The organism is Neobacillus sp. 204, from assembly GCF_046562815.1.
GTDB lineage: Bacteria > Bacillota > Bacilli > Bacillales > Cytobacillaceae > Neobacillus.
Map to the genome: position 1 here is coordinate 1 of NZ_JBJORY010000029.1, position 16,337 is coordinate 16,337.

At 37.1% G+C, this 16,337-nt stretch carries 11 protein-coding genes and 1 pseudogene; 7 read left to right on the forward strand and 5 right to left on the reverse strand.

The window, feature by feature from the left end; all coding sequences use genetic code 11:
• Positions 1 to 424: 424 nt before the first annotated feature.
• The 3 genes from ACJ004_RS29340 to ACJ004_RS29350 form a co-directional block, all read right to left on the reverse strand.
• Positions 425 to 1,333, reverse strand: coding sequence for a nuclease-related domain-containing protein (locus ACJ004_RS29340; protein WP_410896616.1), 909 nt, complete (start codon positions 1,331 to 1,333; stop codon positions 425 to 427).
• 330 nt (positions 1,334 to 1,663) lie between these two features.
• Positions 1,664 to 2,803: a winged helix DNA-binding domain-containing protein gene (locus ACJ004_RS29345; RefSeq protein ID WP_410896617.1), complete on the reverse strand. Its 1,140-nt coding sequence runs from the start codon at positions 2,801 to 2,803 to the stop codon at positions 1,664 to 1,666.
• 78 nt (positions 2,804 to 2,881) lie between these two features.
• Positions 2,882 to 3,385, reverse strand: a complete 504-nt coding sequence (locus ACJ004_RS29350; protein WP_410896631.1) for a DinB family protein — start codon at positions 3,383 to 3,385, stop codon at positions 2,882 to 2,884.
• A gap of 215 nt (positions 3,386 to 3,600) precedes the next feature.
• On the opposite strand from ACJ004_RS29350, the gene ACJ004_RS29355 reads away from it, so the two are divergent.
• Together ACJ004_RS29355 and ACJ004_RS29360 are read left to right on the forward strand one after the other, a co-directional pair.
• Positions 3,601 to 5,238 carry an Ig domain protein group 2 domain protein gene (locus ACJ004_RS29355; protein WP_410896618.1) on the forward strand — a complete coding sequence of 546 codons (1,638 nt, stop codon included), beginning with the start codon at positions 3,601 to 3,603 and terminating at the stop codon, positions 5,236 to 5,238.
• 481 nt (positions 5,239 to 5,719) lie between these two features.
• Positions 5,720 to 8,533, forward strand: a complete 2,814-nt coding sequence (locus ACJ004_RS29360) for a DEAD/DEAH box helicase (RefSeq protein WP_410896619.1) — start codon at positions 5,720 to 5,722, stop codon at positions 8,531 to 8,533.
• A 19-nt stretch (positions 8,534 to 8,552) separates the two neighbouring features.
• Here the strand turns inward: ACJ004_RS29360 and ACJ004_RS29365 are convergent, their stop codons facing one another.
• On the reverse strand, positions 8,553 to 8,951 hold the full coding sequence (locus ACJ004_RS29365; RefSeq protein WP_410896620.1) for a (deoxy)nucleoside triphosphate pyrophosphohydrolase: 399 nt from the start codon (positions 8,949 to 8,951) through the stop codon (positions 8,553 to 8,555).
• Positions 8,952 to 9,287: 336 nt separating this feature from the next.
• Positions 9,288 to 10,160, reverse strand: coding sequence for an AraC family transcriptional regulator (locus tag ACJ004_RS29370; RefSeq protein WP_410896621.1), 873 nt, complete (start codon positions 10,158 to 10,160; stop codon positions 9,288 to 9,290).
• Positions 10,161 to 10,574: 414 nt separating this feature from the next.
• On the opposite strand from ACJ004_RS29370, the pseudogene ACJ004_RS29375 reads away from it, so the two are divergent.
• The 5 genes and pseudogenes from ACJ004_RS29375 to ACJ004_RS29395 form a co-directional block, all read left to right on the forward strand.
• A pseudogene (locus ACJ004_RS29375) lies at positions 10,575 to 10,730 on the forward strand (DUF2975 domain-containing protein); the annotation flags it as partial.
• The gene (locus tag ACJ004_RS29380) at positions 10,720 to 10,872 is read left to right on the forward strand and encodes a helix-turn-helix domain-containing protein (protein ID WP_410896622.1); all 153 of its coding nucleotides are present in this window, start codon (positions 10,720 to 10,722) and stop codon (positions 10,870 to 10,872) included. The pseudogene ACJ004_RS29375 and the gene ACJ004_RS29380, both read left to right, overlap by 11 nt.
• 110 nt (positions 10,873 to 10,982) lie before the next feature.
• Positions 10,983 to 11,774, forward strand: coding sequence for a DUF817 domain-containing protein (locus tag ACJ004_RS29385; protein ID WP_410896623.1), 792 nt, complete (start codon positions 10,983 to 10,985; stop codon positions 11,772 to 11,774).
• A 512-nt stretch (positions 11,775 to 12,286) separates the two neighbouring features.
• Positions 12,287 to 13,804 (forward strand): histidine ammonia-lyase, encoded by a 1,518-nt coding sequence (gene hutH, locus ACJ004_RS29390; RefSeq protein ID WP_410896624.1) that lies wholly within the window; start codon positions 12,287 to 12,289, stop codon positions 13,802 to 13,804.
• A gap of 298 nt (positions 13,805 to 14,102) precedes the next feature.
• Complete coding sequence (locus ACJ004_RS29395; RefSeq protein WP_410896625.1) at positions 14,103 to 15,584, forward strand: amino acid permease; 1,482 nt, start codon at positions 14,103 to 14,105, stop codon at positions 15,582 to 15,584.
• Positions 15,585 to 16,337 lie beyond the last annotated feature (753 nt).

Below are 16,337 nucleotides of genomic sequence, written 5' to 3' on the forward strand. Positions count from 1 at the left end.
AGGAAGGGCCAAAAAGCAAGGTCATGTCCGAAGTCGAACTAACTTCGGACAAGGAAGTGCCAAAAAAGCAAGGTTATGTCCGAAGTCGAACTAACTTCGGACAAGGAAGGGCCAAAAAAGCAAGGTCATGTCCGAAGTCGTGCTAATTTCGGACAAGGAAGTGCCAAAAAGCAAGGTCATGTCCGAAGTCGCGGTAACTTCGAACAAGGAAGGGCCAAAAAAGCAAGGTCATGTCCGAAGTCGAACTAACTTCGGACAAGGAAGGGCCAAAAAAGCAAGGTCATGTCCGAAGTCGTGCTAATTTCGGAAAAGAAAAGGCCAAAAAAGCAAGGTCATGTCCGAAGTCGAGCCAACTTTGAACAGAGTAAAGATAAAAAAGTGTAATTATGTCGGAAAAAATACCAATCTTCCATAAGAACAAAAGTTATGTATAATAGGAATCACTTGTTTTTCCAAAGGTTGTAAAGTTTTTCTTTAATACCCTGCAAAATGTCCTTTTTGTTAAATCGACGTTGCACCACTCATAAATGTTTGTAGTAGTTATCTTTCGTTCAGGAAAAAGCAACTGAAATTCCTTCACATTCCGTAGAATGGCATCTTCCACCGTTTCATGACCTCCACACTTTCCACAAACAAAGAGATGGTTTTGTAAAGAAACCAAAAAGGAACTACAAAATTTACAATAAATGTCCTTTTTCAGCTGCTCATATTGATAGTTTGGCACCTGAGTAAAGGGGTTTTTAGTTTGATGTAATGAAATTAATTGTTGGGCGAATTTTTTGTGACCAGCATTCAACTTTGATGATGTATCATTTATACTTTTTAAAAACCGGTTCACCTGATTGGGAAGAATAATGGGGTGGTTCACTTGTGCGTTGTATAAAGTGAATTCAGGGTTAATAAAAATAATGGTGGCTTCAACGAGGTATTTAAGCTTGAGGTCTTGGAGCAGCTGGCGGAATTGTGATGCACATTTGTTTAATTGATCGATTGGATTTTTATATTCGCGACCGGTTTTGACGAGGAAAAATCTGTCCTTTTCCAGGCAAAAGTCTCCTTCAAAATTTTTCACATCCAACAGACGAATGACTTCTTGCGAAACAAGCGTTGTATCAATCTGAAAATAGGAATTATTTACCCTTAACAGCAAGTCATTGATGGTATATCTTTCTTCTTGAAGATTTTCTGCCATTCTGTCAAATTTCACCTCACCCTCATAACCTTTTTCCAGGTTGAAATAATGAAACTTTTCTTCTTGTGTTAACTCCATCCGTGTGTTTAAAGATCGCATTTTCAATAATTCATCTGATTCTTTTCTTCTTTTAAGTATCATAGTCCACTTCCTTTCTAAGCCTATTTTATATAAAAACCGGACAGATAAGTGTGAATTTTCCGTTAAATATTGACAGGTATTTTTGAATGAATTTTTTACAAAAAACTGCCGGATAAACAGATACGGTGAACCTTACCATAAGTAAATGAGGTGGTTTTTTACAGTTAATTTGATGTGAAAATCTAGTTTCACCGCAACTGAAAAAGACCAAGGCGGAATAAGAGATATTGTTCTTCAACATAGTGACAGATTTGATGTATTAATAATGCAATTTAGATTGGAATTAATTTGTTCGTAATCTTTACTTGTATTTATTAGAAATCTCAAACTTCAAACAAACAGTATTTCACGGGAACTTTCCTGACCTGCTATAAAGTCTAACAGTCGGGTTCCCTCTTCCGTTAATGCGTTATGCTCTTCATCAGGGAGCTTATTAAACAACTCAATAATGAGCTTTACAGTCCCTTTTTCTTTCTGAACTTTCCAAAGTCCAGAGACGAAGCCATCAATGAGAATGGTTGGCCTGATGATTCCGTTTTTAGTGAATACTATGTTACGGTAGGACTCATCAATAATTCGTTTCCGATCGGCATAGGATAGCAAAATGTTGTCAAAGCCTCCAAGGAATCTTGGGGGAGATGGAACGTTCTGATCAGGTCTTGGAGCACTAGGAATGTCTAGAAGTTCATTTCCTTGGTCGTTGTGGAAAATGATGAGCTGTGGTAGAAGTTGTCTTATTTTTTCTTTGAGGCGAGTAAGGCCAGACCAAACCTGTATGTCCTGAATGGTAGCGGGACCAAATGCAGATAGATAACGCAGTATTATATCTTCAGTTGTCAATTTTGAGAATGGTAGCCTGCCTATCCATGCTTCAGCTGAAGTATGGATAGCCTGCCCACTCTTACCCCATATTCCGCGGGGCGGCATTTGTACAAGCGGAACCAAAGTCCGAACGACAGCTGCGAGAGCAGCCGATTCAACATTCGGCCACTGTTTACCTAATAGTTTACCAAGTTCGCTAAATGTAAGTGGCTTTGTTTCAACTAATGCACGACCAGCTTCGGCAACGGCCTGTGTATCCAAACCATTTAGGTGCTTACCAAAAGAATTTTTTAAGACGGTTTCTTGGACAGACTGAATTAAGGGGCGCAAACTCATGCCATCCTTGGATGATACTAAGTGGATGGTGGACCGCATCAAAGCGAGGCGCATGACCTTTTTGTTTTGAATGAGATTGGATAGATCATCTGGACGAAATTCTTCAAGCCGCGTCCAAAGACCAAAATAAGGGGCATTTGGGTCTTGAGCCTGTATCCCAACAAGACGCTCAATAGCATCTAATACCGGCAGATTTACTCGAGTTAGCAACATTTGCCTTGCGAGTAAAGCACGATTTAAGGCCCGAGTGCTAAGGACTGGAGGCGTTCCTCGGAAATTATCTTTGCTTTGAGCTGTAGTATTTATCTTCAAATGTTAGCCTCCTAATCATTCCTACATCCTTCATTTTTTAAAAATAAAGATCTAGAAAGTCCAATCAATCATAGCAGTTTATTTTTTTGCCTTAGTATTTTCTCTTTTATATAGATAGAGTCCATAATCTTGCATTACCGATGAATATCCCATTTGTCTTAGCATTGTGGCAATATTCCCACGGTGGTAATTTCCATGAGTAACAATGTGGAGGACTGATTCAGAAATAGACGTTTCCAATAATCCAGCATAAGGATTATTAACGACAATGGCCTGATCCATATTTTCTTGATTGACCAGAAATGATTTGTTTTTGAGGGACAAGTCATCATAGAGGGTTTCCATTTCTTCAATCTCTTTTGATTGTATCTGTTTTTGTAATTGACTTGCCAATGCCATGGCTTCATTCATAGTTTGACCGGCGATAATATCAAACCATGATTGCTCAACGAGATAAATATGGGTTAACACTTGTGAAACGGAAGAAAAACCACTTTGTATGTCATGATGGTAAATGTCCTTCGGAAGTTCTTTTAAGCGATTAATAATTTCCTTATTTGCCCAAACATTGTAATCATACATATCTTGTGTGGGATTCTTTTTCAATTAATTATCCTCCTTGTTCCCTAACGGTTAATAGTTAATACCTGGTATATTATACCAGCTGTTGAAGTGCATGTATATCGTTTATCATGGGGACTGCTTATTGGGAAAATTTATAATTTTAATAATTCTTAACATTCGATCAACATTAATGTGGTATTTTAGTGATGAATACACAAAAGGGAGTGAAAAGAATGAATCGTCAAAGAGTTCCAGTTTTTTCATTTTTACTTTTGCTTTTGTTGTCAACTTTCTTTTCTATGACAGCGTGTGTTTCAGCTGAAAATGCACTCGATCCTGCACCGCAGCTGCAGCCAGTCGGGACTGCGAATGGCAAGAAGGTTATATTTGATAATACTCATGGGCAAACAGCAGGAGCAGCAGACTGGGTTTTGGATGGGGGATTCTCTGATTTTGCCAATGCCTTAGCCAACAAGGGCTATTATGCAAAGGAGCTGCGAAAAAATACGCCTATTACCTATCAAGATATACAAGGGTACGACGTGTTTGTTATTGGTGAAGCGAATATCCCTTATAAAACTTCTGAGCAGGCAGCCATGATTCAATATGTACAAAACGGTGGGAGTATCTTTTTTATTGGCGATCATTATAACGCTGACCGCAACAAAAACCGCTGGGATGCATCCGAGGTTTTTAACGGTTACCGCCGGGGAGCTTATTCTAATCCAACTAAAGGAATGGGAACTGAGGAAGCTTCCTCTCCAGCCATGCAGGGTGTAACGGGATCGGACTGGCTGTCAACTAACTTCGGTATTCGATTCCGCTACAATGCGATTGGAGATGTTACAGCCAATGATATTGTGGCTCCGAGTCAGGCCTTTGGAATTACCTCAGGCATCTCTACTGTTGCCATGCATGCTGGATCAACATTAGCGATTACCGATCCTAATAAAGCTAAGGGAATAGTCTATCTTCCTCCAACATCAACATCCTGGGGTAACGCTGTCGACCAAGGTGTATATAATGGCGGAGGGAGAGCAGAGGGCCCATATGTAGCGGTCTCCAAACTAGGATTAGGAAAGGCGGCGTTTATTGGTGATTCCTCGCCAGTAGAAGATGCGACCCCTAAATATTTACGAGAGGAAACGGGCACAAAGAAAACAACGTACGATGGATTTAAAGAACAGAATGATGGTACTTTGCTTCGGAATATCGTAGATTGGCTATCAAAGCAGGAAAGCTATACTGCATTATCCCAGGTTAGCGGATTGCAGCTTGATCAGCCAACAGCCTTGCTATCGATGGAAAACCCGCAAACCTCCACTGAACCGGTAGCAGAACCGTGGGATGCACCTGCTACAGGATATAAATGGTATGATTCATCCACTTTTAAATCCGGATCATATGGTAATGGATCCAGTGGATCTGGTGGAACGACCACATTAAATGAAAAGTTTGAGTCCGGCACCAAAACAGCCTATACTTCAGGCAATGTTACGCTTGCCAGTGGTTCCTGGTATTTTGATAATGCCCTCATCGGTAATTTATCAACGGACAAGAAAACAGGCTTACAGTCAGCACGTGTCCGATCATCCGGAGCTATTACGATGAACTTCGATGTAAGCGGGGCAAAAAGCATTCTAATTTCCCATGCGAATTTCGGTACTGACAGCGGGGCTAATTGGCAGCTTCAAATGTCCACGAATGGCGGCTCGACATGGACAAACGTTGGAAGTACGAATACAAGCACATCCACTTTAACAGCTAAAACCTTTACCCTAACCCAAACGGCACCAGTCAGGTTTCGAATTGTCGTTTCGGGGACAACGGGGATGAGGATCAATTTTGATGATATTGTGATTAGTAATTAATTAAGGTTATTTTCGCATAGATTGTTGTTTTTCTTATAATTTCATCAACCCGTATACCTATATGCTTCGTGGCATCTTTTCGTTAAGAACCTGTGCGAAAATTGCCTAGAAACTTAGTAAATGACCCTTATAAATGTCCAATTGCAACAAAGTTTACGAAAAGAGCCTTAATTAAGGAGCCAGTCATTCTCCTTATTATGTTGATACCTCTCGAAAAAATTTGGGTAGTGGCAGGTACTAATTCCTAGAAAAATGGGTGATCCAAGAAAGCTTGGTAACACCCATTTTTTTATTAAGTCTAGTTAACGGTCCGAATCGGATGCATTACTGATAAAAGATAATATTTAATCTGTTAATAAAACAATAATATTTGCGTGAATAGGGGATCTTTTTATTTACCCTCAGATATAGTACAATTTTCATATATCCAATAAATAACAATACAGAGATTAGAGTAATCATGTAGGTCAGGAGCAATCCAATGGAAGCGGTCGAAAAGAAACTAATTGTGAATTCGGACAAGGGAAATCTACTAAGAGAATTAGTTAAATCAATGAATGAGTGTGAGCGGTTTTATTTTAGTGTAGCTTTTATTAATTTTAGTGGTCTGCAGCTTCTCCTTGATCCATTGAAGGAAGCAGCGAATAAAGGAATTAAGGGTAAGATTATCACTTCCACTTATCTAAATTTTACAGATGCAAAAGCATTGGAGAAAATTAGAGAGTTTAATAATATCGAGTTAAAGGTTTTTGTTACAGATAAAGAGATTGGTTTCCATACGAAAGCATACATATTTGAGTACAAAGATAGCTATAAGGTGATAATTGGATCATCGAATATCACCCAAAGTGCGCTAAAAAGCAATATTGAGTGGAATGTTGAAATTATCACGAAGGAGAATGGCCGGTTTATCCAAGATGTTTTAAAGGAATACGATTATCTTTGGAATATGAGCGAGGATGCTGATCCTGACTTTATAAGTAGATACGAAGAATTTCTAAAGAGCTTCAAGAGTACCCAAGTGACCCATCAAATGATCTACGAAAATAAACAATACATAGTTCAAAATAGAATGCAAAAGCGTGCGACCGAGAATTTGGAACGTTTGAGAAGTTTTGGGGAGAAGAAGGCGCTTGTAATTGCTGCCACCGGAACAGGTAAAACGTATATGTCTGCGTTTGATGTGAAGAACTTGAAACCGAAGAAACTCCTTTTTATCGTACATAGGGAAGAGATTTTGAAGAAGGCCAAGGATACGTTTGAGATGCTCTTACCAAACGAGGATCGTTCTTTCGGGCTACTCACAGGTAATCATAAGCAAAAACATGTGGATTATGTTTTTGCCACAATCCAAACTATTTCTAAATGCTTTCATGAATTTGAGAAAAATGAATTTGATTATCTAATCATTGATGAAGCCCATCATGCAACAAGCCCCACCTACCAAACTGTTTTAGATTATTTCGAGCCTAAGTTTACTTTAGGGATGACGGCTACTCCAGAACGTAGTGACGGTTATAATGTTTTTGACCTTTTTGATAATAATGTGGCATTAGAAGTACGATTACATGAGGCGTTGGAGGATGAGCTGGTTATTCCTTTTCATTACTTTGGGATAACTGATATTGAAGGCATTGATTTAAGTGATGTGAATATTGACGATATTGGTGAAATTACAAAGCGATTAAAGGTTAATGAACGGGTTGATTTTATTATTGAAAAAATGGACTTTTATGGTCATGATGGTGAGAAAAGAAAAGGCCTTGGCTTCTGCGTTAGTATCGAACATGCTCAATATATGGCTAGTGAATTTAATAAGAGGGGCTATAAAAGTGTTTGTATATACGGTGCTGATTCACCGGAAACAAGGGAGCAATTTATTAATCGATTGGAAAGTGATCATGACGAGTTAGAATTTATATTTACCGTTGATATTTTTAATGAAGGTGTTGATATTCCTTCTGTTAATACTGTTCTTATGTTGAGACCAACCAACTCTCCGATTGTTTTTATTCAGCAGCTTGGAAGGGGATTGAGGAAGCATACGGATAAGAGCTTCTTAACCGTCCTTGATTTTATTGGAAACCATAATAAAACCTTTCTAATTGCACTGGCACTAAACGGAAGTCGTTACTACGATAAAGAAAGCTTGAAGGTAGCTATAGCAACTGGATTTGCTAATATTCCCGGCTGTACTCATATCCAAATGGATAAGATCTCGCAGGAAAGAATTTTGGCTCAGATTGATAATGAAAACTTCAATTCTATGAAGTATTTGAAGGAAGAGTATTTTGAATTTAAAAAGCTCAATCAGGGGCGGATTCCTTATTTATTATTGGATTATCTGAAATATGATGGGGCTCCAGATCCAGTCAAATTCATCGATCGAGAAAAAACGTATGTATCCTTCGTGGCTAAAGTAGAGAAAGATGATTATTTAAAGGGTCTTTTACAGAATGAGACATTCGAGGGGACTTTGAAAGAATTATCAAGTAAGCTTCCTCTCAAGAGGATTTATGAATTTGTTATTATTAGGTATTTGTTAGAGCACGAGGAAATAAATCTAGAATTAGCAAAGCATCAAATCTTAAAAATGATTACGGAAGTTGATGATGATAGCGTTTTGCATGCTTTTGAGTGCTTGAATCAAAACTACTATGATAGTGGCCAGCTAAAGAATAAGCCGAAATTAGTTCAATATAGCAGTGGAAAGCTGGTTAAAACAAAACTTTTCAAAGAGATAATAGAAAATCAAGACTATCGAAAGTATATTGAGGATATCATCACCTATGGAATTTTCCGTTACGAAAAGGAATATAAGGCTGAATACTACGGTGTTCCACACTTTAAACTTTATGAACAATACCAAATGATGGACGCTGCGTTGCTTTCTAACTATAGAAAAATCCATAGCTCCTTTAGGGGCTCAGGGTTGCTTGCAAATGGGAAGGAATATTTCCTTTTTATTGATTTGCATAAAGAAGAGGATGTTAAGGAAAGTATTAACTACAAAGATAAATTTATAAATGAGCGATACTTCCAGTGGCAATCACAAAATAGTACTGCCCAACATTCTGAACGAGGACAGAATATTATTCATAATCAGCAACGGGGAGTTAATCTTCATTTATTTGTGAGGAAGTATAGGGAAATAGATGGGAAGAACGAGCCTTTCATCTATATTGGTAAAGGAGATACGGTCCAATACGAAGGTGAAAAACCTATAACGGTTAAAATCAAGCTTCAACATGAAATACCCGCAACTCTATACACAGAGTTTACAAAAAAAGTGTAGTCTTCTCAATTTGAGAAGACTATTTTTCATTTATTAATTGCTCCACTGCTGGAATGTCAGCAGGAGCCCACTTTAGTGAATCTAGATTTTCTGCTTTTAGCCAAATTAACTTGGAATGTTCACTTGGTGTTGGCGTTCCATCTATAACTTTACATTTAATCGATTTTAAATTAATGATAAACGTATCGTATTCATGGGTATTATCGTTAAAAACTTCATCTAATGTCTCAATTTTACAGCCCAATTCTTCATCAATTTCCCTTATGAGGGCTGAGTGGATATCCTCATTTGCTTCCACTTTTCCTCCTGGAAACTCCCACATATTTGGAATAGACATTTCTGGGGACCTAAGAGCACATAGGACTTCGTTTTGGTCATTTTCAATAATTGCTGCGACTACTTTTACGAGCTTTTTCAATGTGATCCTCCTTGATGATTGAGTTACTAGTCATAATATATCATTTTTGATGGGAATTTTCTTTATGGGGGTACTTCTGTTTATTGTAAAAGTTTTATTGGAAAATTAACCCTTATACTCTATCATTAAGATAAATGTGGAATTAAAGAGGAAAATGGGTTCTTCTAAATATCAAGGATGAATACCGAATCCTTGAACAAATCGCACGTGGTAAATATCGTTTATTAACAAAAATCCTAGTTGAAAAACTAATCAAACGTTTGATTAGCTTAATATAAAAAGAAAAAAATCCAATGAACTGCCGAAACAGAACATTGGATTTTTTAAATAGCAATTTTATTTTTTCAAAATGGGAATCCATATTTCACTTTTTACAGCTGGTGAATTTAAATCTTTGCTTTTGATTGACAAAATTTCGGGTCCTTCTTTCAGTTGATTGCTTGAGGATGGAAGCCACTCAGCGTAAATACGTCCCCATGTTTCCTGTAGTGTATGAGGAAATGGACCCTCTGATTCGAACACAGCCCATGTAGAGGCAGGAACTTCAAGTTTAGAAAAGTTTTCTGGACACTCATGAGTTGTCGCCACACCTATATAATGATCGAGACCACCTTTTTCCTCCATCCGTCCTTCGGAAAAGTTTGTGGATGCTTGAATTAGCCCTGTTGGTTCTATATTAGATAGATCTTTCAGTTTATTGATCGTCTCCATATTCAATGATTTCCACATAGCGGTGATATCTGGGTTTTCACCTTGGAAAACAATAGGGACTCTTTTCTTGAACCCAACAATGTGAAAGGCCTCTTTTTCTTCAATACGGTAATTCATTTCATTTCCTCCATTAATTGATAACTGGAAGGTCATTCGTGGATAGGCCTTTAATGCTTGACCGTGATTTCTGGCTTCTGACGGTGTGACGCCATGCAAACTTTGAAAGGCTCTGGTAAAAGAATCTGCTGAACTGTATCCGTATTTAATAGCAACATCAATAATTCTTAAGTTACTATTACTTAATTCAAATGCGGCAAGAGAAAGGCGTCTCCGTCGAATATATTCGGATAACGTAATACCTGCAAGAAAAGAAAACATCCTTTTAAAATGATATTCTGAACAGAATGCCAACCTTGCTACCTCTTTAAAGTCAATCTCATCGGTAAGGTTTTCCTCGATATACTGTAATGCACGATTCATGTTCATAAGCGAATCCATTGTATGACCTCCTTAATCAAAAGAATATCAAGAGTTGAATGAATACATCCGACATTTCGTGCACAAATATGTAGGGTCTTTTTATATAATATTATATTAAATTAAAAAGGGATTCTTTAAGTATTTTCAAGAGAACCTCAATTTACTTGGATTAGCCGAGATTAAACCCGTAAGGCACTGTTTTTTCAACAAAATAACTACCTAAAGGTGCAAGTTAGGTGAACAAGTTATAAATTGAATAGTTTAAAGTTATAGAGCATTTCCCTGTAATGGGGAATGTTTTTTTATCTTGTCTAAAATCAAAAGAATAATCCTATAACAATAGAAATATATTAAAAATAAATAATTTTTTATTGCAAAACGATAAATAGTGTTTTAAAATCAAGTTGAAAATTATTAAGTGAGGTGCTTTTTATGAAACGAGGGTCAACACTCTTTTTAAAGACGGCTGTTTTTCTTATGGGAATTCCTGTTCTTGCTTTGTGTATATTTGGGTTGCCTTGGTTAGCTAATAATCCAGTAAATCCAGATTATGCCCATATACTATATCCCATTGTAATTGGTATGTATCAGTAATACTAATCTTTCTATATTAAAAAATGGAAAGGCAAAAGCAATTAGGCTTTCAACTTTAGAAGCAATTTGTAAGGCTTTAGAATGTCAGCCTGGAGATATTTTAGAATATCGATGTAATGAAGACACCCAAGATTAATAAAGTAAGAGAATTTAAAATGAAATTAAAAGAAAGATTTCTTTTTCTAAATATTTAACAAAAGGGGAGTTACTAATGAATTTAACCATTCCAAAATTGAGGCACAAATCATGATAGCACTAAAACAACTCGTTCGTTTTGGTTGGGAGCAGGCTTTATCATGTTTGTTTCCTGTTGTGATTTTTGCCTCTTTAGCTATTACAAAAATCATTCCACTTCCCTTCCTGCCACGGTATGACTGGCTGCTCATTATCTCCCTTCTGATGCAGTGGTGGATGGTGCGTTCTGGGCTTGAAACAAGGGATGAACTAAAAGTAATCACACTGTTTCACCTTATTGGACTTGCTCTTGAACTTTTCAAGACACATATGGGCTCCTGGTCTTATCCAGAGGAAGGGTATTTCAAAATTTTTGGAGTTCCTTTGTATAGTGGATTCATGTATGCAAGTGTGGCGAGTTATCTTTGTCAGGCGTGGAGGAGGCTTGAGGTTGAACTGATTAAGTGGCCGCCGTTTTTGGTCGTTGTACCACTTGCTTCGGCGATTTATTTGAATTTTTTCACCCACCATTATTGGATTGACGTTCGTTGGTGGTTAACTGGGCTTGTCCTTATCGTCTTTTGGAAATCATGGGTCACATATGAGGTTAATGGAACTCGTTACCGTATGCCACTTGCACTCTCTTTTGTACTGATCGGATTTTTTATATGGATTGCCGAAAATATCGCAACGTTTTTTGGAGCATGGAAATATCCAAACCAAACCGATGCATGGAGTCTCGTTCATCTAGGAAAGGTGAGTTCATGGGTCTTATTAGTGATTGTTAGCTTTCTTATAGTAGCGACGTTAAAGCAGGTTAAGGGGGAAAATTCCACTAAGGTAAGTACCATTCAATTTTTATAAATGGAATTTGACCTACTTTTGCATCTACAATCCTAATAGTATCAATTTTGAAAGTGGGAGTATATTAAAGCCGAAATATGCAAGTTTATTCATTTCTTGCTTATTTTCGGCTTTTTTACAATAAAAAAACATACAGTTCGTGTTTCGTAGTAACCAACTAGGGTTAATGTTTTATCAAAGAAGATTACTACTCGCGACTAGATGAAGAGATTCACGAAAATGGAAGTCGACATTTAATTTAGGGTGAAAGTCTTTCATTTGCTATTGTGCTAAAGTATTATTGTGTTAAAATTCTGAAAAATCAATTGACAGATAAGGTTTTGTTACATAGAATAATTATCATAGCAATAGGATTATAGAATATGAATAAAAGGATGATTACCCATGAGGCTGCGTAAAAAAATAGTTCAATATTCAAAAATGGTTATAAAAGAGGCTGGACTCCAATTCTAATAAGAATCGGAATCCAGCCTCTTTCTTTATTATACTAAAGTGGTAGAGGAGTGGCATTGATGATCACATTAACAGGTCAAAATTTAACATTAAAAGAAATGAAGGAAATTTTATACGAAAATCAGAAGGTAAGCGCTTCTGAAAAGAGTATAGAGGCTGCTAGAAAGAGTCGGGAAGCAGTAGAAAGGATTGTTTCAGAATCAAAAGTAGTCTATGGGATAACAACAGGGTTTGGAAAATTTAGTGACGTCCTTATTAATAAAGATCATGTTAAAGATCTTCAGCTTAATTTAATTCGTTCACATGCATGCGGCGTAGGTGATCCATTCCCAGAGGTTGTCGCAAAAGCAATGGTTCTTCTTCGCGCTAACGCACTTTTAAAGGGATATTCTGGAATTAGGCCACTTGTTATTGAAAGGTTATTAGATTTAGTAAACAAGGATATTATCCCTGTGATTCCGCAGCAAGGTTCCCTTGGAGCAAGCGGAGATTTGGCACCGCTTTCACACTTAGCATTAGTGCTAATTGGGGAAGGAGAAGTATTTTATAAAGGAAATCGATTGGATTCACTTGAAGCCTTTCAGCAAGAAGGAATTTTCCCAGTAACACTTGAGGCAAAAGAAGGACTTGCTCTTATCAATGGAACCCAAGCAATGACTGCAATGGGAGTTGTCGGCTATCTAGAAGCAGAACAACTCGCATACCAAAGTGAGTTAATTTCCTCTATGACCATTGAAGGATTAAATGGGATTATTGATGCCTTTGCTGAAGAGGTTCATATCGCACGGGGTTATCAACAGCAAATTGATACCGCAGCACGAATCCGAGGTTACCTAAGTGATAGTTTATTAACAACGACACAGGGAGAATTGAGAGTGCAGGATGCTTATTCCCTCCGCTGTATCCCGCAAGTTCATGGTGCCACGTGGCAAGCACTCGATTATGTAAAAGAAAAATTAGAAATTGAGATGAATGCTGCGACGGATAATCCATTAATTTTTGATGATGGTGAAAAAGTAATTTCCGGTGGCAACTTCCATGGACAGCCAATTGCTTTTGCAATGGATTTTATGAAAATTGCTGTTGCGGAAATGGCAAATATATCTGAAAGACGAATTGAGAGATTAATCAATCCACAGTTAAATGATTTACCGCCATTTTTAAGCCCTGAACCGGGATTACAATCTGGTGCTATGATCATGCAATATGTTGCTGCATCTCTTGTATCAGAAAACAAAACGCTGGCACATCCAGCAAGTGTAGATTCTATTCCTTCTTCGGCGAATCAAGAGGATCATGTAAGCATGGGAACGATCGGTTCAAGGCATGCTCATCAAATTATTCAGAATACAAGAAGAGTCCTCGCAATTGAGCTTATTTGTGCGATGCAGGCGGTTGAATACCGTGGAGTTGAAAAAATGGCAAGCCAAACAAAACGGCTTTATGAGAAAGGAAGAGAAATGGTTCCTTCAATTAAAAAAGACCGTATATTCTCAAAAGATATTGAAAAATCTACTGAAGGTCTGAAAACAATGAATCTGTCAAAATTACTTCAGCAATTGGAAAAAGTAAATTAAATTTTACCAGCAAAACAAAATAGAAGTAAAGAATACCTACTAACGAACGTAAAAAATGAATTATTAATGCTATTAACAAATGCTGTATTAAGTTTTTACTATCTATCTTTCATAAGGAGGTGAGGATTATCATTTTTACCCAGCTAAGAATTTTTTTCAAAAACAAGGTTTATATAAGCTATCGTCCAATTTCCTAGATTACATCTCTGAAATAAATTATTACGTAAAAGTACTTATCTACAAAAAGTATTAAATGTAACAATTTTACTAGTATTAAATTATAAAAAAGAGGTGTTATATGCAAAATACTGCCCTTAAAGTCCAAGAACCAGTACACGAACACGAATATGGAGAACATTTAGAAAGAAAGCTTAAAACACGGCATCTTTCCATGATTGCTATCGGAGGAACAATTGGAACTGGATTATTTTTAGCCAGTGGAACCACGATTCATGATGCTGGTCCTGGTGGAGCTTTAGCTGCCTATATAATTGCAGGAATAATGGTATATTTTATCATGGGCAGCTTAGGAGAAATGGCATCTTTTATTCCGATTTCAGGTTCATTTAGTACGTATACCTCAAGGTTTGTCGACCCTGCACTGGGTTTTGCTGTTGGGTGGAACTATTGGTACAATAATGCGATAATTTTTGCTTTGGAATTATCAGCATCAGCATTGATCATGAAATATTGGTTTCCCGGTGTCCCAGGTATTATTTGGAGCGCAAGTTTCCTTATCCTTATTTTTGGACTAAACTTTTTATCCGTTAAGGGTTACGGTGAATCAGAATTTTGGTTTTCAATGATTAAAGTTGCAACAATTTTAATATTTATTGTTGTTGGATTATTAATGATCTTTGGAATAATGAAGGGTCATGCTGGCGGTTTTGAAAATTTCACAAAAGGAGAAGCACCATTTAAAGGCGGCTTGTTATCCATATTTAGTGTATTTATGGTAGTAGGATTTGCTTTTCAAGGCACGGAGCTTGTCGGAATTACAGCCGGTGAAAGTGAAAATCCTGAGAAAAATTTACCTAAGGCAGTGAAACAGATCTTCTGGAGAATTTTATTGTTTTATGTTTTAGCGATTTTTATTATTGGATGTATAATTAGCTATAACGACCCAAAATTATTAAGCGCAGATTTAGAGAATATTGCAGTGAGCCCGTTTACTCTAGTATTTGAAAATGCAGGTCTTGCCTTTGCGGCGGCTGCCATGAATGCAGTAATTCTTACTTCAGTTCTGTCAGCAGGAAATTCCACTTTATATGCCGCTTCACGCGTCCTTTGGGTATTGGCGGAGGAAGGAAAAGCTCCGTCATTTTTGAAAAAATTAAATAAAGGTGGAGTTCCGATTTACGCATTATACATGTCAACCCTTGTTGGTATGTTGTGCTTCCTTACCTCCCTTTTTGGTGATGGAACTGTTTATTCTTGGCTATTAAATGCTGCTGGCTTAGCTGGTTATATCTCTTGGTTAAGTATTTCGGTTACACATTATCGATTCCGTAAAGCTTATGCTGCACAAGGAAAAGATTTCAATGACCTGCCCTATAAAGCAAAGTGGTTCCCATTAGGTCCAATTTTGGCGACAGTATTATGTTTAATCGCAATGCTTGGAACAAATTATGGGGCATTTATCGGCTCTAAGGTTGACTGGTATGGGATATTGGTTTCTTATATTGGACTACCTCTATTCTTAATGGGTTATTTATGCTATAAAATTGTTAACAAAACAAAAATGGTTCCATTAAAAGAGGCGGATTTCCGCAGAGATTAAGTATTTATTATTCATCTCACTTATGACCACGAGATTGGAGGACATCCAATCTCTTTTTTTATGGAGTTTACTATTTTGCTCATCGTTTCACATGGAACATTTTAATTAATTTGAGGGGGAGTTTGAATTGGAACAAAGAGAATTAAAGAGGAATTAAGAAAATCGCCATGTTCAGCTAATTGCAATTGGCGGCACCATTGGTACCGAATTATTCCTGGGGTCCGGTAAAGCAAATTTGATGGTGGGCATAGCATGGTTATAAACAATAGGGTGCAAGTCTTGAACTGTGAAGACAAAAGTAACAATAGCGTAACGCAAGAGTGTGCACGATGACATGGAATCTGAAGAAAGCGAGCGGCAAACCTCAGGGCAAAGGAACATGAACTTCTACAAGGCTAGGTACTCATTCAAAAAAAAATCGTACTCTATAAAGTTAGTATTATACCAAAACAACACAAATTCCCCCAAATTCCATTTTGGTAAAAATCCAAATGAAACAAAGTGAAAAGGTAGAGTATTCTAAACTAATTATCGTAAAATACCAAAATTCACCATCATTATACACGAAATTCCCCCAATTTACTGTCCACATCCCCCCAGGTATAATTCAGGTAAAAGTGTCGAAATATTTTAAAGATTGTATTATTTTGCAATAAGAGAGGAAGTGAATTGGGGAAATAAAATATTTGCTCTATATATTTAATATGAAAGGATATGACTTATGTATGAGGCATCGTAAAAAGAAGAGGATGA